At 70.6% G+C, this 18,996-nt stretch carries 24 protein-coding genes; 16 read left to right on the top strand and 8 right to left on the bottom strand.

All coding sequences use genetic code 11. From position 1 onward, the window contains the following. Window positions 1–82: 82 nt before the first annotated feature. From rpsO to VFZ39_RS16515, 3 genes are all read left to right on the top strand, one after another. Entirely contained in the window at window positions 83–358 is a 276-nt protein-coding gene (gene rpsO / locus VFZ39_RS16525; RefSeq protein ID WP_349256905.1) for a 30S ribosomal protein S15, read from the top strand. Window positions 359–584: 226 nt separating this feature from the next. Then, complete coding sequence (locus VFZ39_RS16520; RefSeq protein WP_330866887.1) at window positions 585–2,807, top strand: polyribonucleotide nucleotidyltransferase; 2,223 nt, start codon at window positions 585–587, stop codon at window positions 2,805–2,807. Further along, a complete protein-coding gene (locus VFZ39_RS16515) occupies window positions 2,804–4,117 on the top strand; it encodes a pitrilysin family protein (protein ID WP_330866885.1) in 1,314 nt (437 codons plus the stop codon). The genes VFZ39_RS16520 and VFZ39_RS16515 overlap by 4 nt, the downstream gene beginning before the upstream one ends. Window positions 4,118–4,446: 329 nt before the next feature. Here VFZ39_RS16515 and VFZ39_RS16510 read toward each other — a convergent pair whose 3' ends face one another. Continuing rightward, the gene (locus VFZ39_RS16510) at window positions 4,447–4,962 is read right to left on the bottom strand and encodes a class I SAM-dependent methyltransferase (protein ID WP_330866884.1); all 516 of its coding nucleotides are present in this window, start codon (window positions 4,960–4,962) and stop codon (window positions 4,447–4,449) included. A gap of 69 nt (window positions 4,963–5,031) precedes the next feature. On the opposite strand from VFZ39_RS16510, the gene dapB reads away from it, so the two are divergent. Beyond that, the gene (dapB, locus tag VFZ39_RS16505; RefSeq protein WP_330866883.1) at window positions 5,032–5,787 is read left to right on the top strand and encodes a 4-hydroxy-tetrahydrodipicolinate reductase; all 756 of its coding nucleotides are present in this window, start codon (window positions 5,032–5,034) and stop codon (window positions 5,785–5,787) included. A 27-nt stretch (window positions 5,788–5,814) separates the two neighbouring features. On the opposite strand, the gene VFZ39_RS16500 is transcribed toward dapB, so the two are convergent. The 4 genes from VFZ39_RS16500 to VFZ39_RS16485 all read right to left on the bottom strand — a co-directional run bounded on the left by VFZ39_RS16500 (window position 5,815) and on the right by VFZ39_RS16485 (window position 7,666). Then, complete coding sequence (locus VFZ39_RS16500) at window positions 5,815–6,120, bottom strand: AzlD domain-containing protein (RefSeq protein ID WP_330866882.1); 306 nt, start codon at window positions 6,118–6,120, stop codon at window positions 5,815–5,817. Continuing rightward, window positions 6,117–6,821, bottom strand: a complete 705-nt coding sequence (locus VFZ39_RS16495) for an AzlC family ABC transporter permease (RefSeq protein ID WP_330866881.1) — start codon at window positions 6,819–6,821, stop codon at window positions 6,117–6,119. The genes VFZ39_RS16500 and VFZ39_RS16495 overlap by 4 nt, the downstream gene beginning before the upstream one ends. Before the next feature lie 30 nt (window positions 6,822–6,851). After that, window positions 6,852–7,058: a hypothetical protein gene (locus VFZ39_RS16490; protein ID WP_330866880.1), complete on the bottom strand. Its 207-nt coding sequence runs from the start codon at window positions 7,056–7,058 to the stop codon at window positions 6,852–6,854. Window positions 7,059–7,120: 62 nt separating this feature from the next. Continuing rightward, the gene (locus VFZ39_RS16485; RefSeq protein WP_330866879.1) at window positions 7,121–7,666 is read right to left on the bottom strand and encodes a GNAT family N-acetyltransferase; all 546 of its coding nucleotides are present in this window, start codon (window positions 7,664–7,666) and stop codon (window positions 7,121–7,123) included. Window positions 7,667–7,751: 85 nt separating this feature from the next. Between VFZ39_RS16485 and paaA the strand changes: the two genes are divergently transcribed. Genes paaA through paaE form a run of 5 tightly spaced genes read left to right on the top strand, consistent with a single transcriptional unit; the run spans window position 7,752 to window position 11,332 of the window. Next, window positions 7,752–8,759: a 1,2-phenylacetyl-CoA epoxidase subunit PaaA gene (gene paaA / locus VFZ39_RS16480; protein ID WP_330866878.1), complete on the top strand. Its 1,008-nt coding sequence runs from the start codon at window positions 7,752–7,754 to the stop codon at window positions 8,757–8,759. Next, window positions 8,756–9,037, top strand: a complete 282-nt coding sequence (gene paaB / locus VFZ39_RS16475) for a 1,2-phenylacetyl-CoA epoxidase subunit PaaB (protein ID WP_330866877.1) — start codon at window positions 8,756–8,758, stop codon at window positions 9,035–9,037. Before paaA ends, paaB begins: the two co-directional genes overlap by 4 nt. Continuing rightward, the gene (paaC, locus tag VFZ39_RS16470; protein WP_330866876.1) at window positions 9,034–9,783 is read left to right on the top strand and encodes a 1,2-phenylacetyl-CoA epoxidase subunit PaaC; all 750 of its coding nucleotides are present in this window, start codon (window positions 9,034–9,036) and stop codon (window positions 9,781–9,783) included. Before paaB ends, paaC begins: the two co-directional genes overlap by 4 nt. Beyond that, window positions 9,780–10,277 (top strand): 1,2-phenylacetyl-CoA epoxidase subunit PaaD, encoded by a 498-nt coding sequence (gene paaD, locus VFZ39_RS16465; RefSeq protein WP_330866875.1) that lies wholly within the window; start codon window positions 9,780–9,782, stop codon window positions 10,275–10,277. The genes paaC and paaD overlap by 4 nt, the downstream gene beginning before the upstream one ends. Then, window positions 10,274–11,332 (top strand): 1,2-phenylacetyl-CoA epoxidase subunit PaaE, encoded by a 1,059-nt coding sequence (gene paaE, locus VFZ39_RS16460; RefSeq protein ID WP_330866874.1) that lies wholly within the window; start codon window positions 10,274–10,276, stop codon window positions 11,330–11,332. The genes paaD and paaE overlap by 4 nt, the downstream gene beginning before the upstream one ends. Here the strand turns inward: paaE and VFZ39_RS16455 are convergent. After that, the gene (locus VFZ39_RS16455) at window positions 11,320–12,021 is read right to left on the bottom strand and encodes a helix-turn-helix domain-containing protein (RefSeq protein WP_330866873.1); all 702 of its coding nucleotides are present in this window, start codon (window positions 12,019–12,021) and stop codon (window positions 11,320–11,322) included. The genes paaE and VFZ39_RS16455 overlap by 13 nt on opposite strands. 118 nt (window positions 12,022–12,139) lie before the next feature. Here VFZ39_RS16455 and VFZ39_RS16450 point away from each other — a divergent pair, with 118 nt between their 5' ends. Both VFZ39_RS16450 and VFZ39_RS16445 read left to right on the top strand, forming a co-directional pair. Next, window positions 12,140–13,078: an alpha/beta hydrolase gene (locus VFZ39_RS16450; protein ID WP_330866872.1), complete on the top strand. Its 939-nt coding sequence runs from the start codon at window positions 12,140–12,142 to the stop codon at window positions 13,076–13,078. Next, a complete protein-coding gene (locus tag VFZ39_RS16445; protein ID WP_330866871.1) occupies window positions 13,075–14,187 on the top strand; it encodes an FAD-dependent monooxygenase in 1,113 nt (370 codons plus the stop codon). The genes VFZ39_RS16450 and VFZ39_RS16445 overlap by 4 nt, the downstream gene beginning before the upstream one ends. Before the next feature lie 11 nt (window positions 14,188–14,198). On the opposite strand, the gene VFZ39_RS16440 is transcribed toward VFZ39_RS16445, so the two are convergent. Continuing rightward, a complete protein-coding gene (locus VFZ39_RS16440) occupies window positions 14,199–14,780 on the bottom strand; it encodes a DUF3043 domain-containing protein (RefSeq protein ID WP_330866870.1) in 582 nt (193 codons plus the stop codon). A 157-nt stretch (window positions 14,781–14,937) separates the two neighbouring features. On the opposite strand from VFZ39_RS16440, the gene VFZ39_RS16435 reads away from it, so the two are divergent. The 5 genes from VFZ39_RS16435 to VFZ39_RS16415 are packed head-to-tail and all read left to right on the top strand — an operon-like array spanning window position 14,938 to window position 17,739. After that, a complete protein-coding gene (locus VFZ39_RS16435; RefSeq protein ID WP_330866869.1) occupies window positions 14,938–15,741 on the top strand; it encodes a PspA/IM30 family protein in 804 nt (267 codons plus the stop codon). Next, on the top strand, window positions 15,738–16,016 hold the full coding sequence (pspAA, locus tag VFZ39_RS16430; protein WP_330866868.1) for a PspA-associated protein PspAA: 279 nt from the start codon (window positions 15,738–15,740) through the stop codon (window positions 16,014–16,016). The genes VFZ39_RS16435 and pspAA overlap by 4 nt, the downstream gene beginning before the upstream one ends. Before the next feature lie 15 nt (window positions 16,017–16,031). Next, a complete protein-coding gene (gene htpX / locus VFZ39_RS16425) occupies window positions 16,032–16,931 on the top strand; it encodes a zinc metalloprotease HtpX (protein WP_330866867.1) in 900 nt (299 codons plus the stop codon). A 17-nt stretch (window positions 16,932–16,948) separates the two neighbouring features. After that, window positions 16,949–17,521 carry a PspA-associated protein PspAB gene (gene pspAB / locus VFZ39_RS16420; RefSeq protein ID WP_330866866.1) on the top strand — a complete coding sequence of 191 codons (573 nt, stop codon included), beginning with the start codon at window positions 16,949–16,951 and terminating at the stop codon, window positions 17,519–17,521. After that, the gene (locus VFZ39_RS16415; RefSeq protein WP_330866865.1) at window positions 17,518–17,739 is read left to right on the top strand and encodes a histidine kinase dimerization/phospho-acceptor domain-containing protein; all 222 of its coding nucleotides are present in this window, start codon (window positions 17,518–17,520) and stop codon (window positions 17,737–17,739) included. The genes pspAB and VFZ39_RS16415 overlap by 4 nt, the downstream gene beginning before the upstream one ends. Window positions 17,740–17,743: 4 nt before the next feature. Here the strand turns inward: VFZ39_RS16415 and nadA are convergent, their stop codons facing one another. Further along, complete coding sequence (gene nadA / locus VFZ39_RS16410; protein WP_330866864.1) at window positions 17,744–18,916, bottom strand: quinolinate synthase NadA; 1,173 nt, start codon at window positions 18,914–18,916, stop codon at window positions 17,744–17,746. Window positions 18,917–18,996: the final 80 nt, after the last annotated feature.

Here is an 18,996-nt window from a genome sequence, read left to right as displayed (position 1 = left end):
GCCGTGCAACGGCCGCGGACACAGAGTGCCCGGGTGAACAGGCCCCGGCGCGCCGCGCAACGAGAACCGAGAAGGAGCCTTCATGTCGATTGGTACCGACGCGGAGACCAAGAAGAAGATCATCGCCGAGTACGCCACGTCTGAGGGCGACACGGGTTCTCCGGAGGTGCAGGTCGCACTGCTGAGCCACCGGATCAGCCACCTGACCGAGCACCTCAAGGAGCACAAGCACGACCACCACAGCCGTCGTGGTCTGCTGCTGCTCGTCGGCCAGCGCCGCCGACTGCTCAACTACCTGCGCGACACCGACATCGAGCGCTACCGCTCCCTGGTCGAGCGCCTGGGTCTGCGCCGCTGACGTCACGAGAGGGTCCGCAACCGCGGGCCCTCTTCGCGCATCTGGCGCGGTAGATTCACAGTCACAACTGAACAGAAATCCATCAACAGGAGCGATCCGCGAACATCGGCCCGGTCCTCGGTAGTGGCCCTCAGGATCTGTGATCCTGCGAGCCTCGATCGAAGACCGGCCACCCACGCGGGTCATTCGCGGGATCGCTCCGCGAACAGAAAGGGACCACATTCTCGTGGAACCCACCATTTCCGCCGTCGAGACCGTTCTCGACAACGGCAAGTTCGGCACGCGTACCGTCAAGTTCGAGACCGGGTTGTTGGCCCGACAGGCCGCCGGCTCGGTGACCGCCTACCTGGACGACGACACGATGCTGCTGTCGGCGACCACCGCCGGCAAGACCCCCAAGGACCACTTCGACTTCTTCCCGCTCACCATCGACGTCGAGGAGCGGATGTACGCCGCGGGCCAGATCCCGGGCTCGTTCTTCCGCTCCGAGGGCCGTCCCGGGGAGGACGCGATCCTCACCTGCCGGCTGATCGACCGGCCGCTGCGCCCGACCTTCAAGAAGGGCCTGCGCAACGAGGTCCAGGTCGTCATCACCGTGATGGCGCTGAACCCCGACGCGCCGTACGACGTGCTGGCGATCAACGCCGCGTCGCTGTCGACTCAGCTCTCCGGCCTGCCCTTCTCGGGACCGGTCGGCGGCGTCCGCGTCGCCCTCATCGAGGGCCAGTGGGTCGCCTTCCCCTCGCACACCCAGCTCGAGAACGCCGTCTTCGACATGGTCGTGGCCGGTCGTGTGACCGAGACGGGCGACGTCGCGATCATGATGGTCGAGGCCGAGGCGCCCGAGCAGGCCTGGAACCTCATCCAGAGCGGTGGCCAGTCGCCGACCGAGGACGTCGTGGCCAGCGGCCTCGATGCCGCGAAGCCCTTCATCAAGCAGCTCGTCGAGGCTCAGGTCGAGCTCGCGAACGTGGCCGCCAAGCCGGTCCAGGAGTTCCCGATCTTCCTCGACTACGAGGACGACGTGTTCGAGGCCGTCAACGCCGCCGTGCGCGACGACGTGGCCGCCGCGATGACGATCGGCGACAAGCAGGAGCGCGAGGCTCGCAGCGACGAGATCAAGGCGGGTCTGCTCGACAAGCTCGCCGACCAGTTCGAGGGTCGCGAGAAGGAGATCGGTGCGGCGTTCCGCTCGGTCACCAAGGAGGTCGTGCGCGAGCGCGTGCTCCGCGACAAGGTGCGCATCGACGGTCGCGGGCTGGCCGACATCCGGCCGCTCCACGCTGAGGTCGGCATCCTGCCCCGCGTCCACGGCTCCGCGCTGTTCGAGCGCGGCGAGACCCAGATCCTGGGTGTCACCACTCTGGACATGCTCAAGATGGAGCAGCAGCTCGACACGCTCTCCCCGGAGAAGCACCGCCGTTACATGCACAAGTACGTCTTCCCGCCGTTCTCCACCGGTGAGACCGGTCGGGTCGGCTCGCCGAAGCGCCGCGAGGTCGGCCACGGCGCGCTCGCGCGGCGGGCGCTGCTGCCGGTGCTGCCGACGCGCGAGGAGTTCCCCTACGCCATCCGGCAGCTCTCCGAGGCGATGGGCTCCAACGGGTCCACCTCCATGGGCTCGGTCTGTGCCTCCACGATGTCGCTGCTGCAGGCCGGTGTGCCCCTGCGCGCCGCCGTGGCCGGCATCGCGATGGGCCTGATCTCCGGTGAGGTCGACGGCGAGACTCAGTACGTCGCGCTCACCGACATCCTCGGGGCCGAGGACGCCTTCGGTGACATGGACTTCAAGGTCGCCGGCACCCGCGAGTTCGTCACCGCCCTGCAGCTCGACACCAAGCTCGACGGCATCCCCGCCGAGGTGCTCGCGGCGGCGCTGACCCAGGCGCGCGAGGCGCGGCTGGCGATCCTCGACGTAATGGGCGAGGCGATCGACGCTCCCGAGGAGATGTCGACCTACGCACCGCGGATCATCACGGTCCAGGTGCCGGTCGACAAGATCGGTGAGGTCATCGGCCCCAAGGGCAAGATCATCAACCAGATCCAAGACGACACGGGCGCGACGCTGTCCATCGAGGACGACGGCACCGTCTACATCGGTGCGACCAACGGTGAGGCGGCCGAGGCCGCCAAGGCCGCGGTCAACGCGATCGCCAATCCGACCATGCCCGAGGTCGGCGAGCGCTACATCGGCACCGTCGTCAAGACCACCAACTTCGGCGCCTTCGTGTCGCTGATGCCGGGCAAGGACGGGCTGCTGCACATCAGCAAGCTGCGCTCGCTCGCCGGCGGCAAGCGGGTCGAGGCTGTCGAGGACGTCGTCTCGGTCGGACAGAAGCTGCAGGTCCAGATCGCCGAGATCGACGACCGCGGCAAGCTGTCCCTGGTTCCGGTCGTCGAGGAGGACGGCGCTGCCGCCGAGAGCGGCGCGGACGACTCCGAGGAGTGACCTCCTCCGCTTCTCGCGGTGTCACCCGCACCCTGGAGACCGTCCGTGACGGCCAGGGTCGGGTGACGTCGCGCGTCCGGCGTACGACCCTGCCCGAAGGGCTGCGGATCGTGACCGAGCAGGTGCCCGGCGTGCGGTCCGCGAGCGTCGGCGTGTGGGTCGGCGTCGGGTCGCGGGACGAGACGCCGGCGCTCCACGGCTGCTCCCACTTCCTCGAGCACCTGCTCTTCAAGGGGACCGGCAACCGCTCCGCGATGGACATCTCGGTGGCGCTCGACGCGGTGGGTGGCGAGTTCAACGCCTTCACCGCCAAGGAGTACACCTGCTTCCACGCGCGGGTGCTCGACGACGACCTGCCGTTGGCGGTCGACGTGCTGGGCGACATGATCACCGACTCGCTGCTGCGCGAGGAGGACGTCGCCGCGGAGCGCGAGGTGATCCTCGACGAGATCGCGATGCACGACGACGACCCCGACGACGTGGTGCACAACCTCTTCGCGCGGCAGGCGTGGGGAGACAGCCCGCTCGGGCGACCGATCGCGGGCACTGTCGACTCGATGACCGCCCTCACCCGCGACCAGGTGGCGCGCTTCTACCGGCGCCACTACCGGCCTGCGAACACCGTGGTGGCGGCGGCCGGCAACGTCGACCACGCCACCGTCGTACGGCTGGTCAAGGCGGCGTTCGACCGGCACGGCTTCCTCGAGGGGGACGAGCCGCCGGTCGTGCCCGACGTGTCCCGGCCGACCCGGCGGGTCCACGCCGGCACCATGACGGCCACCCGGCCGTTCGAGCAGGTCAACCTGGTGCTCGGCGTCAACGGGATCACCCGGCACGACGACCGTCGCTACGCCCTCGGCGTCCTCAACACCGCCCTCGGCGGTGGTACGTCGTCCCGGCTCTTCCAGGAGGTGCGCGAGCTCCGCGGCCTCGCCTACAGCGTCTTCAGCTTCGCGTCCCACCACCACGACGCCGGCTTGGTCGGGGTCTCCGTGGGCTGTCTGCCGCGGCGGCTCGACGAGGTGCTCGGGGTCGTGCGCGGCGAGCTCGAGAGGGCAGCGGCCGACGGGATCACCGAGGAGGAGCTGCGGCGCGGTCAGGGCCAGCTGCGCGGCGGACTCGTGCTCGGGATGGAGGACACCGCCTCCCGGATGTCCCGGATCGGGAAGGCCGAGCTGATCTACGACGAGCTGCTCTCCCTCGACGAGGTGATCCACCGGATCGACACCGTGACCCTCGAGGACGTCCGCGACCTCGCCGCCACCCTCTTCCGCCAGCCCGAGATCCTCGCCGTCGCCGGCCCCGCCTGACCCGTCACTTGTGCAGGTTGAAGGTGGCGCGACCCGTCACTTGTGCAGGTTGAAGGTGGCGCGACCCGTCACTACTGCAGGGTGAAGGTGCGTCCAGCCGTCACTTGTGCAGGCTGATGGTGGTGCGAACCGTCACTGCTGCAGGTTGAAGGTGTGTCCAGCTCTCACTCGTGCAGCGTGCGCGGCCGCGACGGTGACGTCTCGGTGGGTTTCAAACCTGCGCAAGTGACGTCTCGGTGGGTTTCAAACCTGCGCAAGTGACGGCTCGGCGGGTTTCAAACCTGCGCAAGTGACGGCTCGGCGGGTTTCGATCCTGCGCAACTGACGGGTCAGCGTTTGGCGATCAGGCCGACCACCGGTGGGGCCTTCTGCTCGACCACGGACACCCGGAAGCCGGCCTTGGTGAGGGCGGCGGAGCCCTTCTGGACGATGGTCGGGACCAGCTCGGGCTGCTTGGCCTCGTAGAACAGGAAGACCGCGCCCCCTGGGAGCACCCGCTCGTGGAGCAGCGCCACCTCGTCGGCACAGTCACGCACCCAGAAGAGGTTGACGTTGAACGCGAACACCTTGGTCAGCCGCTTGACGGGGACCCGCAGCGTGGCGAGGTCGATCTGGCGGACGGTCAGTCGCCCTGCCTCGACGTACTTGGCGCAGCGACGCTTGGTGCGGTCGACACCGGACTCGGAGCGGTCGATCGCGAACAGCTTGCCGGTCTCGAGCCGCTGGCAGATCAGCTCGGCGCCGTAGCCCGGTCCGCAGCCGATCTCCAGGATGTTGTCGCCCGGCTGGACGTCCATCACGTTCACCGCCCACACCAGCCGCGCGGGGACCTGCAGTTTCGGCATGGGGCACAGCCTGCCACTACCGGCACGCCTAGTCAGGCACCTGGGATCGTCGCGGACTAGGTTGGGGCCGTGAGCGACACGCTGAACGTCGGGGTGCTGGGCGCCCTCGGGAAGGTCGGCGCAGAGGTCTGCCGAGCGGTCGACGCCGCACCTGACATGGACCTGGTCGCCCGGCTCGACGCCGATGACTCCCTGGACCAGCTGGTGGGGGCGGGGGCGGAGGCCGTGGTCGACTTCACGCACCCGGACGCCGTGATGGACAACCTGCGATTCTGCATCGAGCACGGGCTGCACGCGGTCGTCGGCACGACTGGCTTCGACGAGGACCGGCTCGCGACGTTGCGGGACTGGCTGAGTGCCGCGCCAGGGACCGGCGTGCTGGTGGCTCCCAACTTCTCGATCGGCGCGATCCTGATGATGCGGTTCGCTCAGGTGGCAGCACCGTTCTACGAGTCGGTCGAGGTGGTCGAGCTGCACCATCCCGACAAGGCCGACGCGCCCTCCGGCACCGCGCGCCGTACGGCGGAGCTGATCGCCGCCGCCCGCAGCGACGCGGCTGCGGGGCCGGTGCCGGACGCCACGTCCACGTCGCTCGACGGCGCCCGCGGAGCGACCGTCGACGGCGTGCGGGTGCACTCGGTCCGGCTGCGTGGGCTCGTGGCGCACCAAGAGGTGCTGCTCGGGGGACTGGGGGAGACCCTCACGATCCGGCACGACTCACTCGACCGCTCCTCGTTCACGCCCGGCGTGCTGACCGGACTGCGGGCGATCGCCGACCACCCCGGCCTCACGGTCGGGCTCGAGCACTTCCTGGACCTCGACTGACGGACCCGATCAGCGGCGGCGCACACGTCAGCCCCAGAGCCTGAGCAGCGCCGCCACCAGAGCTGCCCCGAACACCACGACCAGGAACGGCGCGCGCACCAGCAGCAGCACGAACGCCGTGGCGAGCCCGGCCAACCGGGCGTCGATCACCAGCGATGCATCAGCGGCCAGCACCTGCACCGCGACCAGCGCGGCGAGCAGCGCAACCGGGATCAGGTCCGCGATCCGTTCGACGACGGGGTGCTCGAGAACTCTCGGCGGCAGCGACAACCCGGCGAGCTTGAGCACGTAGCAGCCGATCCCTGCGCCGATCACGGTCAGCCAGATAGTCATCCCCCCGCCTCCGGAAATTCGGTCGGGTCCTCGTGCTTCGACAGCAGTCCGACCAGCAGCGCCACCCCACCCGCGGCGAGCACGGGGAGGCCGGCCGGGGTGAATGGCACGAGCACCAGGGCGAGGGCGGCGGCGGCCAGCGCCACACCCCGGTTGACCGGGTCGGACAGTCGCGGCCACAGCAGTGCCAGGAAGGCCGCGCCCACCGCGGCGTCGAGGCCGTAGGTCTTCGGGTCGCCGAGCGCCTCGCCGGCCACCGCGCCCAGGAAGGTGAACAGGTTCCACAGCACGAGGATCGACAGTCCGGTCGCGACGAACCCCACGCGCGCCAGCGTGCGGTCGGGCCGGTTCAGTGACATCGCCGTCGACTCGTCGATCAGCAGCTGCGCGGCTGCCACCCGACGACCGCCACGGAAGTCCAGCAATGGTCCGATCCGCAGGCCGTAGAGGGTGTTGCGCGACCCGAGCAGCAGGGCGGTCAGCGCCGACGCCAGCGGCGTACCCCCGGCAGCCAGGACACCGACCAACGCGAACTGGCTCGCACCGGTGAACATCACGAGGGACAGCGCACAGGTCTGGGCCACCGAGAGCCCGGCCGCGACCGAGACAGCACCGAACGACGTGCCGTAGAGCCCGGTGGCGACGCCGACCCCGAGGCTGTCCCGGATCACCGCGCGGCGATCGGACCCCGCTGTCGTCACCCGGGCGACCCTAGTTGCCCGGCGGGCGGCTCAGCGGCGCCGGGTCACCCGCACCGAGCGCGGCCGGTGGAAGTCGTGGATGAGCAGGTAGGCGATGAGGCAGCCGACTCCGAGACCCACCCCGACGCCGGCGAGGGGCAGGTCGTGGTAGCTGGCCAGCCAGAGGCCGACGCCCAGGCTCAGCACCAGGACGACGGCGGCGATCAGGAAGCGGTGGAGCTGCGGCAACGGACCCATGGCCAACCCCTGTCTCTCGGGACTCCATGGTGACGCAGGCGCGCCCGAAATCAATACTCCGTTCAGGTGAACTGCGTGTGCAACCGGACCTGCTTGGCGGTCACGGCGCCGGTGCCGTCCAGGTCGAGCTCACGATGTGCCCCGTCCGTCGCCCAGCCGGCCTCGGTGAGGAACCGGCGTACGGCGTCGTCGGACGCGACCGTCCAGCACACCGCCCGGCGGAACCGGTCGGCGGTCATCGTGTCGACCGCTGCCTGGAGCAGCCGCGAGCCGTGCCCACGGCCCCGCTCCTCGGGGTCGACGGTGAGCTCCATCAGCTCGGCATCGGCCACCGGATCGGCGTCCGGGTCGGAGGCCGGGGAGGTGATGGTGAAGCCGACCACACGGTTGCGCTCCAGGGCGACCAGGACCCTCACGCGGGCGTCGGCCGGCCGGCTGAGCACCCGCTTCCAGGCCTCCTCCGCGACGGACGGGTCGACCTCGAGCTGCTCGGCGGGCAGCAGCTCGGAGAGGTCGTGCTGCCGGGTGCGGAGCTGCAGCCGCGCGATCGCCGGAGCGTCGTCGGTCCACGCCACCCGGCAGGAGACGTCCGCGGTGGGGGAGCTCATGCAGCCATCCTGACACCCGCACGAGAGTATTACAGCGACGCGTCGCAGGAGTCGCAAGATGTAACAATCGTGGTACCCTGAGCATGTGTACGGCAACGACTTCACCGCGCCCGAGGGGCGGTCCGAGCAGCAGCCGCAGCCGGCTCTGACGGCCGACCCCGACCAACCCGCCTCGTTCACCGCGCTCCTGGCCGAGGACGGCCGGATCGAGCCGCGCGACGAGATGCCGGAGGGCTACCGCAAGACCCTGGTCCGTCAGATCGCCCAGCACGCCCACTCCGAGATCATCGGGATGCAGCCCGAGGGCAACTGGATCAGCCGGGCACCGAGCCTGCGACGCAAGGCGATCCTGATGGCCAAGGTGCAGGACGAGGCAGGCCACGGTCTCTACCTGTACGCCGCCGCCGAGACCCTCGGCGCCGACCGCGCCGACCTGCTCGACATGCTCCACGACGGTCGTCAGAAGTACTCCTCGATCTTCAACTACCCGACGCTCACCTGGGCCGACGTCGGCGCGATCGGCTGGCTCGTCGACGGTGCCGCGATCACCAACCAGGTGCCCTTGTGCCGGTGCTCGTACGGCCCCTACGCCCGCGCGATGGTGCGCGTCTGCAAGGAGGAGTCGTTCCACCAGCGGCAGGGCTTCGAGATCCTCCACACCCTGTCCCACGGCACCGAGGCGCAGAAGGCGATGGCCCAGGACGCCGTCAACCGCTACTGGTGGCCCTCGCTCATGATGTTCGGCCCGCCCGACGACGACTCGCCCAACAGTGCCCGCTCCATGGCCTGGGGCATCAAGCGGTTCAGCAACGACGAACTGCGGCAGCGGTTCGTCGACATGACGGTGCCGCAGGCCGAGGCGCTCGGGCTGACGCTGCCCGACCCCGAGATCCGGTGGAACGAGGAGCGCGGCCACTACGACTTCGGCGAGATCGACTTCACCGAGCTGTTCGAGGTCATCAAGGGCAACGGTCCGTGCAACGAGCAGCGGCTGGCCCACCGGGTCGCCGCGCACGAGGACGGTGCGTGGGTGCGCGAGGCCGCGTCGGAGTACGCCGAGAAGCAATCAGCCCGATCGGTTGGCGCGGCATGAACGACTGGCCGCTCTGGGAGGTGTTCGTCCGGTCCCGCCGGGGGCTGTCGCACGTCCACGCCGGGTCGCTGCACGCGCCCGACGCCGAGCTCGCGCTCCGCAACGCCCGTGACCTCTACACCCGGCGCCAGGAGGGAGTCTCGATCTGGGTCGTCCGGTCCTCCGACATCGAGGCCAGCACGCCCGACGAGCGCGACTCGTTCTTCGACCCGGCGGCCGACAAGATCTACCGCCACCCGACGTTCTACGACGTACCCGAGGGAGTGGAGCATTTGTGACCCCCCAGTTCGAGTACGTCCTCGCCCTCGCGGACGACGCGTTGATCTCCGCCCAGCGGATGGGCTGGTGGATCAGCCGCGCGCCCCAGCTCGAGGAGGACGTCGCGCTGGCCAACATCGGGCTCGACCAGCTCGGACAGGCGCGGAGCCTGCTCGCGCACGCCGGCGAGGTCGAGGGCGCCGGCCGCAGCGAGGACGACCTCGCCTACCTCCGCGACGAGCGCGACTTCAGGAACGTGCAGCTCGTCGAGCGCGACCAGTCCGACTTCGGGGTGGCGATGGCACGGCTGCTGATCTTCGCGGCCTACCAGGCCGAGCTGTACGCCGCGCTGCGCGCCAGCAGCGACCTGACCCTCGCCGGCGTGGCCGGCAAGGCGGTCAAGGAGGTGGCCTACCACCTCGACCACGCCCGCCAGTGGGTGCTGCGGCTCGGCGACGGCACGGAGGAGTCGCACCGGCGGATGCAGGCAGCGCTCGACGCCGAGTGGCCCTACCTCGACGAGCTGTTCGACGGCTCGTGGGTCGCGCCGGAGCTGCTCGAGGAGGGAGTCGCCGTCGACCCCGCCTCGCTGCGCGAGCCGGCACTGGGGCGGATCATGCCGGTGCTGCGCGAGGCGACGCTGCAGACGCCGGAGGTACTGCCCGCGGTCGGTGGGGGACGGCGCGGCCTCCACACCGAGCAGATGGGCTACCTGCTCGCCGAGATGCAGCACCTCACCCGATCGCACCCGGGGGCGACGTGGTGACCCCGACCCAGACCCGCACGCCCGCCTACGATCTCGCGGCCGGCGTGCTCGACCCCGAGCTGCCCGTCGTCACGATCGAGGACCTCGGGATCCTGCGCGACGTCACCGAGGACGACCAGGGCCGGGTGCATGTGCAGATCACGCCGACCTACTCCGGCTGCCCGGCCATGGAGACCATCCGCACCGACCTCGAGGCGACGCTGACCGCGGCCGGCTACCAGCGGGTCGACGTCGAGTTCGTGCTCTCCCCGGCGTGGACCACCGACTGGATGACCGACGAGGGCCGGGCCAAGCTGGCGGCGTACGGCGTGGCACCCCCGGCCGCCCGGGCCGCCGAGCACGATGGGCCGGTGCCACTGACGCTGAGCGTCCGCTGCCCGCAGTGCGGCAGCCTCGACACCCGCGAGTCGAGCCGGTTCGGGTCCACGGCCTGCAAGTCGCTGTGGGTGTGTCAGGCCTGCCGCGAGCCCTTCGACCACTTCAAGACCCTGTGACGACCCACGCCCAGCTGCACCAGCTGCGGGTCGCGGCGATCGACGAGCTCACGGACGACGCGGTCGCGATCACCTTCGACGTGCCTGACGAGCTGCGTGACGACTACGCGTTCCTGCACGGCCAGCACGTCTCCGTCCGCGGCTCCGACGACGTGCGCCGCAGCTTCTCGATCTGCACCCCGCCGTCCTCAGGCGTGCTGCGGATCGGCGTGAAGCGACTCCCCGGCGGCGCGTTCTCCGACGGCATCGTCGGCTCGTTGCAGGTCGGCGACTCGCTGGAGGTGCTGACCCCTGCCGGGCGGTTCACCACCGAGCTCGACCCCACCACCGCCAAGCGGTACGTCGCCGTCGCGGCCGGGTCCGGCATCACGCCGGTCCTGTCGATCATGGCCGCGGTGCTGGAGGCCGAGCCCGGCTCGCAGGTCACGCTGGTCTACGCCAACCGCACCACCCGCTCGATCATGTTCCTCGATGAGGTGCATGACCTGAAGGACCGGTTCCCGGACCGGTTCCAGATCATCCACGTGCTCTCCCGCGAGCAGCAGGACGTCGAGCTCCTCTCGGGCCGGCTCGACGCCGAGCGCTTCCGCGCGATCGTCGACGCCTTCGGCCTCGCCGGGTCCGACGACTGGTTCCTCTGCGGGCCGCACCAGATGGTGGTCGACCTGCGGCAGGCGCTGACCGACCTGGGTGAGAAGCGGATCCACACCGAGCTCTTCCACGCCGACCCCGCACCACGCGCACCGGTCGCTGCCCTCGTGGACGGCGCCGACGGTGCCGCCGAGGTCACGATCCGGCTCGACGGCAGGGCCAGCGACTTCCCGCTGCGACCGGACGGGCCGCCGGTGCTCGAGGCGGCGCTCGACGTACGCCGTGACTTGCCGTTCGCGTGCAAGGGCGGGGTGTGCGGCACCTGCCGCGCCAAGCTGGTCGAGGGGACCGTGCAGATGGATGCGAACTACGCCCTCGAGCCCGAGGAGGTCGAGCGCGGCTACGTGCTCACCTGCCAGTCGCACCCCACGTCGGCGAAGGTCGTCCTCGACTACGACGCCTGACGCCGGACCGCGGGGTCGGGCACAGGCCGCGTGAACCACCGGGCGAGCTGTCGGGTCAGCTCGGGCGCGCCGTTGGCCACGACCGAGCCGTCGGCCAGGGCGCTGGCCCAGTCGCGGTGCCCGGTCGCCAGCCCCAGCAGTACCGTGCTCCCGGCCTGCACGTACACGTAGCGCTCCTGGGCCAGCAGCGGGTCCTGCAGGCAGCCGTAGGGATCGGCTCCTCGCTCGAGCACCAGCCAGCCACGGTGGGTCCGCCGGGCCTGGTTGGTGATCTCCACGACGACCTGCTGCTCGGGAAGCCGCCGGGTGTCGACCCTGCGGGCGAGCCAGTCGAAGACGATCTCCGGGTCGCGCTCCACCAGCGAGGGGTCGTCCGGCAACCAGGTCGCCGACCACGTGCGCAGCGACCACAACGTGGGCATCAGTCCCTCACCCGCGACGGTCAGCCGGTACGCCGCGGAGCGGGTGTCGCGGTCGGCGCGGGTCACCACGCCGAGGCTCTCGAGCCGGCGCAGCCTCTCGGTCAGCACCGAGCGGGAGATCCGGCCGGGCAGCGCTGCGGCCAGCTCGTTGAAGCGCCGCGGACCATGCACGCCCAGCTCGCGGACGATGAGCAGGTTCCACCGGTCACCGAGGTGCTCGATGGCCTTGGTGAAGGAGCAGTAGTCCGTGCCGTCGTGCGGCTCCACGCGGTCATTCTCCCACTGCGACGGCTCGTGCCCGGTTCGAAGTTCGAACTGGACCGACGCGCCCGTCCGAGCGCACGGTGGAGCCGGCAGGAGGGGGCGCGGGGGAGGAGCGGGACCGATGACGACCAGGACCCAGGCGGACCGACCGGGGGAGTCGGCGAGCCGGACCACCGTGGCGCAGTCACACGACCGGATGATCGGCGCCGGCATGACCCGACGACGGCTCACCCTACCGTCGGGTGCGGGCGTGCACCTGGTCGAGGCCGGGACCGGCCCACCGGTCCTGCACCTCCACGGCAGCACCACCTGCTGCCTGTCGCATCTGCCCCTCCTCGAGCGCCTCGACCGGGTCCGCTCCGTGGCCCCTGACCGACCCGGGCTGGGGCTCAGCGATCCCGTGCCCGCGGCACGGTCTGAGTTCCGTGCTGCGGCCGTCCGGTTCGTCGACCAGGTCCTCGACGCGCTCGCCGTGCGGTCCGCTGCGCTCGTCGGCTGCTCGATGGGCGGGAGCTGGGCCACCTGGTACGCACTGGCCAGGCCGGATCGGGTCGACCGGCTCGTCCTGCTGGGCGCGGTTCCCGGCCTGCCGGGGACCAGCCCGCCGTGGCTGCTGCGCGCGATGACGACGCCGGTGGTGGGTGACCTGCTGACCCGCCACCTACCGCCCAGGCGTCAGGACGTGCTCCGTCTGATGACTGTGATGGGGGAGGGCAGCACGCTCCCTCGCCACCCGGACTTGCTCGACTCGCTCGTCGCAGCCGGTCGCGACCGGGCCGTGGCGACCGCCAACCTCACCGAGCTGCGGGCCGTGCTCGGGTGGGGCGGGTTCCGGCGCCGCACCAGCATCTCGGCCGACGAGCTGCGTCGTCTCCGCGCCGCCACGCTCGTCGTCTGGGGCGACCGCGACCCTGTGGGGTCGGCTGCGGTCGCCGAGCAGGTGGCTGAGCTGATTCCCGACGCGCGGCTCGAGCTGCTGCCTGCGGGCCACGTGCCGTGGCTGGGCCACCCCGACCGGGTCGCCGAGCTGGTGTCCGACTTCGTGCTCACCGGCTCATGAGCCGGCGGGTGCTGGTCGTCGGGGCAGGCATCGCCGGCCTCGCCACCGCGCGAGCGCTGGGCAGCCTCGGCATCGCCGCCGACGTCGTGGAACGGCGAGCGGACCGGCCCGCGTCGGGGTTCGGCCTGAACCTGCCGGGCAACGCCGTCCGCGCCCTGAGCCGGCTCGGCGTGGACCGGCCCCTCACCGAGGCCGGCGTGCCCGTCGTACGACGTGAGTACCGGTCGGCTTCCGGACGGCTGCTCTTCGGGGTCGACGAGGCGGCGTTCTGGACGGGCATCGCCCCCTCGGTGTGCGTGCGTCACGGTGTGGTGCTCGACGCCTTGGCCCAGGGGATTGAGGTCCGGCGGGGCGTCGCGTGCGGACGGGTGACGGTCGAGGACCACGGAGTGAGGGTCGGGCTGTCGGACGGGAGCGAGGAGGTCTACGACTTCCTCGTCGGTGCCGATGGCGTCCACTCAGCAGTGCGCTCGGGAGCTCTTCCTGGGGCGCCTGTCTCCTCGCTCATGACGACGGGTTGCTGGCGGTTCGTCACGGCCGATCCCGGGGTGGACTGCTGGACGGCGTGGACCGGCCACGGCGTGACGCTGCTGCTGATCCCGGTGGCACCGGGCGAGGTCTACGGGTACGCCGCCAGCAACCGGGCGGCCGCCGCGGTCGACGAGCCCGGCTGGCTGGGTCGGGCGTTCGCCGCGTTCCCCGCACCCGCGGTCAAGGCCGTGGACCAGGTCCTCGAGGGAGACCCCACCCCGTACTACTCGCGGGTCGAGGAGGTGCGGATGCCGACCTGGCACCGGGGACGGATGGTCGTGATCGGCGATGCCGCTCACGCGACCGGGCCGGTCTGGGCCCAGGGAGCGGCGATGGCCCTCGAGGACGCGCTGGTGCTCGCCGACCTGCTGGCTCGGCGGGATGACTGGTCGACCGTCGGCGCTGAGTGGGAAGACAGCCGCCGTACCCGGGTCGCGCATGTGCAGGCGGCGACGGACCGGATGTCCCGCCTCGCCGGCCTGCCCGGGTGGGTCTCCCACTCCGTGGCGCCGCTGGCCGGGCCGCGCGCGTACCGCGCCACCTACGGCCCCCTCCGCACCGATCCGCTGGCCGGCTAAGGGTGAGCCCGTCAGCGGTAGTGCTCGGGGAGCTTCTCGCCGATCCTGACCTGCGGCTTCGGCAGCCGCATGAACTTCATCTGCATGGAGCGGCTGACGGCGTACCAGGTCGTGCCCTTGAGGCTCTCCTCCGGGAACCGCTTCCGGAGCTCGCGGCGGACGCGGAACCGGACCGTGGCGATGTCGACGATGATCAGCAGGAACATGCCGAACAGCAAGAAGTTGCTGGTCTGCATCAGCCGCGCGTTGCCGGAGTAGCCGAGCACCAACGTGATCAGCATCGCCGGGATCATCAGCTCGAGGAACGAGAACCGCGAGTCGACGAAGTCGCGGATGAACCGTCGTACCGGACCCTTGTCGCGCGCCAGGTAGTACCGCTCGTCGCCGGTCTTCATCGCCTGCCGGACCTTGCGGCTCGACTCCGCGCGCTGCTGGCGCTGCTGGGCGGCGAGCTCCTTGCGGCTCCGCGGGGGCTTGGCGCGGGCCTTGGCCAGCGCCTCCGCCTCCTTGCGGGTCGGCGTCGGGCGACCCTTGCCGCCCGGTTTCGGGGCGACCTCGGAGGTCTCGGTCTCGGTCTTGCTTCGGCGGAACAACGACTGGCTTTCGGACGGCGGGCAGGACGATCCGGACGATCATCAGGGACAGGGCAACCCTACCGGGACGACCCGCACCGGGTCGCAGCGCCGGCGGAGGGCCCGACCGGGCAAATCAGCGTGTGAGCCCTTGGCCCCGGTCGTCTAGGGTTGCCTCATGAGCCTCATGAAGCGCATCAGCCTGATCTTCCGGTCGAAGGCCAACAAGGCCCTCGATCGCGCCGAAGATCCTCGCGAGACCCTCGACTACAGCTACCAGCGGCAGCAGGACCTGCTGGTCAAGGTCCGTCGCGGCGTGGCTGACGTGGCGACCAGCCGCAAGCGGGTGGAGCTGCAGGTCAACCAGCTCGAGCAGCAGGCCAAGAAGCTCCAGGGCCAGGCCGAGAAGGCGATCTCGGTGGGGCGCGAGGACCTCGCCCGCGAGGCGCTGACCCGCAAGTCCGGGCTGACCTCGCAGATCACCGACCTCAAGACCCAGCACGCCCAGCTGCAGGGGGAGGAGGAGAAGCTCACGCTCGCCCAGCAGCGGCTGCAGGCGAAGGTCGAGGCCTTCCGCACCCGCAAGGAGACCATCAAGGCGACCTACACCGCCGCCGAGGCGCAGACCAAGATCAACGAGGCCATGTCCGGGATCGGCGAGGAGATGGGCGACGTCGGGATGGCGATCCAGCGCGCCGAGGACAAGACCGCTCAGATGCAGGCCCGGGCGGGCGCGATCGACGAGCTGCTCGCCTCCGGTGCGCTCGACGACGTGAGCCAGCCCGGTGGCGGCGACGACATCGCCCGCGAGCTCGACGCCCTGAGCTCCGACAGCGACGTCGAGGCCGAGCTCGCGCGGCTGAAGGCCGGTTCGCAGCCGCAGGCGATCGAGGCGGGCGACGAGGGCGACATCCTCCAGGCCGAGCCGGAGAAGGCCGCGGAGCCTACGTCCGACACCACCACCGACGAGGGGCGGGCGTGATCATCCGGATCCTCGGGGAGGGCCAGTTCGACGTCCCCGACGAGTCGCTGGCGACCCTGAACGACCTGGACACCGCCGTGGAGTCCAGCGTCGAGTCGGGTGACGAGGCCGCTTTCCGGGTCGCGCTCGACGCCCTGCTGGCAGGCGTCCGTGACGCCGCGGCGCCGCACGAGGAAGGCTCTCTCGACAGCTCCGACCTGATCCTCCCCCACGCCGACGCCACGCTCGACGAGGTCCGTGACCTGCTCAGCGGCGACGGCCTGATCCCCGGCTGACGGCGTAGACCCCTGATGGCGTCCTCCCGCTTCGTCCCCGACTCCGGCCTCACGGTCCGGATGACCACCGTGCTGTTCCTGCTCGGCGCGCTGTTCGTCGCGCTGGTCGTCGCGATGATGTACCTGTTCTCCGACTTCTGGTTGCTGATCGGCATCGCCGGCATCGGGGTCGCGTTCTACCAGTGGTGGAGCTCGGACACGGTCGCGATGCGGGCGATGCGAGCCCGTGAGGTCACGCCCGAGGAGGCACCCGAGCTGCACGGCATGGTCGACCGCCTCTGCGCCCTCGCCGACATGCCCAAGCCACGGGTCGGGATCGCCGACCTCGACCTCCCGAACGCCTTCGCCACCGGCCGCTCGCCGAACCGGGCGGTCGTCTGCGTCACGACCGGGATCATGGGCAAGCTGACGCCCGAGGAGCTCGAGGCGGTGCTCGCCCACGAGCTCTCTCACGTCGCCCACCGCGACGTGCTGGTGATGACCGTGGCGTCGTCCGCCGGCATCGTCGCCGGGATGCTCACGCGCGGCGCGCAGTTCGGCGCCCTGACCCGTGACCGCAACAGCAGCAACGGGATCGCGTTCCTGGTCGCGCTCGCCGTCAGCCTCGTCGTGTACGCCGTGAGCTTCTTCCTGACCCGGCTGCTCTCGCGCTACCGGGAGCTGTCGGCCGACCGGGCGGGTGCCTACCTCACGATGAAGCCCCAGGCGCTGGCGACCGCGCTGCAGAAGATCACCGGCGAGATCTCGGCCATCCCGCAGCGCGACCTGCGTGCGTCCAAGGCCATGAACGCGTTCTTCATCGCTCCCGCGATCAGCGGCGCGAGCCTCAAGACCCTCACGTCCACCCACCCGTCGCTGGAGCAGCGACTCGAGCAGCTGGCGCGGATCCAGGCCGAGCTCGGCCGCCCGTCCTGAGGACCGCCGGAGGCGTCGTGGGATTCTGGAAGGCCGTCACCGGCCGTAGCGGGCCTGTGCCCGCTCGGCTCGACTCGCTGTTCGAGGTGCCCAGTGCCGCGGTGATCCTGCAGACGGAGACCGGCTTCGTGCCGTCGGGGACCGGCTCGGTCTGCTACCGCGGCGCGGCCGGGGCGGCGTTCGCACAGACCCAGCAGGACGTGCTCGACCTGCTGGAGGCGTCGTCCGGGACGCCCGAAGTGGAGGTGACCCGCGACTCGTTCGGCTTCACCTGGCTGACCGTGACCGGTGATCCGGCCGACCCGGCAGGTCTGTGCACGGACCTGCACGGTGTGAACACCACCCTCGAGTCCGCCGGCTTCGGCTCCGGCCTGCTGTGCACCCTGATCCCGTTCCACGACCAGGCAGGGCGTCGGCTCGGGCTGGTCTACCTCTACAAGCAGGGGACCTACTACGGCTTCGCTCCCACCGGTCCCCAGCAGCGGGACAACCTGCTCGAGCTGCAGGTCCGCGACGTGCTCTCCCAGGAGCTGCCGATGGAGCAGGACCTCAAGCGCTGGCTCGCGGTGTGGGATGCTCCGGGGCTGTGACGACCCCCGATCCCGCCGCCGACTTCGCCCGTCGCGTCAGCCACGACCTGAAGAACCCGCTGTCCTCGATCCGGATGTCGCTCGAGCTGGCGCGCGAGGAGCTCGGTGAGGACGCCGACCAGGTCGTGCTGGACCTGATCGGACGGGCCGAGCGGAACGCCGTACGGCTGGAGGAGATGCTCGACGCGCTCCGGGAGCAGGTGGAGACCGACCAGTAGGCAGTCAGTCGCGGTGGGACTTGCCCGGCAGCTCGAGCATCCGCTGCAGGGCGGTCAATGCGTGGCGCTCGGTCTCCGGGTCGACCTCGATCCGGTTCACGACGTTCCCGGCCACGAGCGACTCCATGGCCCACACGAAGTGGGGAAGGTCGATCCGGTTCATCGTCGAGCAGTAGCAGACGTTCTTGTCGAGGAAGAGGATCTGCTTGTCGGGGTGGGCCGCCGCGAGCCGCTTCACGAGGTTCAGCTCGGTGCCGATCGCCCAGGCCGAGCCGGCCGGGGCGGCCTCGATGGTCTTGATGATGAACTCGGTGGAGCCGATCAGGTCCGCCTTCAGCACCACGTCGTGCGTGCACTCCGGGTGGACCAGGATCTGGACCCCGGGGACCGTCGCGCGGAGCTCGTCGACGACGTCCGCGGAGAACCGACCGTGCACCGAGCAGTGGCCGCGCCACAGGATCACGCGCGCGTCGCGGAGCTGCTCCGTGGTGAGCCCGCCGTTCGGCTGCAGCGGGTTCCACACGACGCAGTCGTCGAGCGAGAAGCCCATCTGGAGCACGGCGGTGTTGCGGCCGAGATGCTGGTCGGGGAAGAAGAACACCTTCGCGTCCGGCTTCTGGGCGAACGCCCACTCCAGCGCGGTCTCCGCGTTGCTGGACGTGCACACCGTGCCGCCGTGGCGGCCGACGAACGCCTTGATGTCGGCCGAGGAGTTCATGTAGGTGACCGGCACCACCGCGTCGGCCACACCGGCCGCGGCCAGGGCGTCCCACGCGTCCTCGACCTGGGCAAGCCGGGCCATGTCGGCCATCGAGCAGCCGGCGGCGAGGTCGGGCAGGATCACCTGCTGGTGCTCGGCGGTCAGGATGTCGGCCGACTCCGCCATGAAGTGGACGCCGCAGAAGACGATGAACTCGGCCTCGGGCCGGGCCGCCGCCTCGCGCGCCAGCTTGAAGGAGTCGCCGGTGACGTCGGCGAACTCGATGACCTCGTCGCGCTGGTAGTGGTGGCCCAGCACGAACACGCGTTCGCCCAGGGCGGCCTTGGCCGCGCGGGCGCGCGCCACCAGGTCAGGGTCCGACGGCTCCGGCAGGTCGCCGGGGCACTCCACGCCGCGCTCGGTGGTGAGGTCTCGCCCTCGCCCGAGCGGGAGCAGCGGAAGGTCGACGGTGGTCACGTCCTCATCCTAGGTGGGGACCCCGCGGGTGGTGGTTTCGAGCCCTTGGTGGTGGCGGATGCCCGGTGGTTGAGGAGGTT

The sequence above is a fragment of the Nocardioides sp. genome, from assembly GCF_036374615.1.
Lineage (GTDB): Bacteria > Actinomycetota > Actinomycetes > Propionibacteriales > Nocardioidaceae > Nocardioides.
The sequence above is the reverse complement of the archived record's forward strand: the minus strand, read 5'-3'. Positions and strand labels throughout refer to the sequence as shown.

What these genes read in the sequence shown, in the direction of transcription:
- rpsO (WP_349256905.1), top strand. Translation starts at nt 83, where the DNA reads ATGTCGATTGGTACCGACGCGGAGACCAAGAAGAAGATCATCGCCGAG.
- VFZ39_RS16510 (WP_330866884.1), bottom strand. Translation starts at nt 4,962, where the DNA reads ATGCCGAAACTGCAGGTCCCCGCGCGGCTGGTGTGGGCGGTGAACGTG.
- VFZ39_RS16500 (WP_330866882.1), bottom strand. Translation starts at nt 6,120, where the DNA reads ATGACTATCTGGCTGACCGTGATCGGCGCAGGGATCGGCTGCTACGTG.
- VFZ39_RS16490 (WP_330866880.1), bottom strand. Translation starts at nt 7,058, where the DNA reads ATGGGTCCGTTGCCGCAGCTCCACCGCTTCCTGATCGCCGCCGTCGTC.
- VFZ39_RS16485 (WP_330866879.1), bottom strand. Translation starts at nt 7,666, where the DNA reads ATGAGCTCCCCCACCGCGGACGTCTCCTGCCGGGTGGCGTGGACCGAC.
- paaB (WP_330866877.1), top strand. Translation starts at nt 8,756, where the DNA reads ATGAACGACTGGCCGCTCTGGGAGGTGTTCGTCCGGTCCCGCCGGGGG.
- VFZ39_RS16450 (WP_330866872.1), top strand. Translation starts at nt 12,140, where the DNA reads ATGACGACCAGGACCCAGGCGGACCGACCGGGGGAGTCGGCGAGCCGG.
- VFZ39_RS16445 (WP_330866871.1), top strand. Translation starts at nt 13,075, where the DNA reads ATGAGCCGGCGGGTGCTGGTCGTCGGGGCAGGCATCGCCGGCCTCGCC.
- VFZ39_RS16435 (WP_330866869.1), top strand. Translation starts at nt 14,938, where the DNA reads ATGAGCCTCATGAAGCGCATCAGCCTGATCTTCCGGTCGAAGGCCAAC.
- htpX (WP_330866867.1), top strand. Translation starts at nt 16,032, where the DNA reads ATGGCGTCCTCCCGCTTCGTCCCCGACTCCGGCCTCACGGTCCGGATG.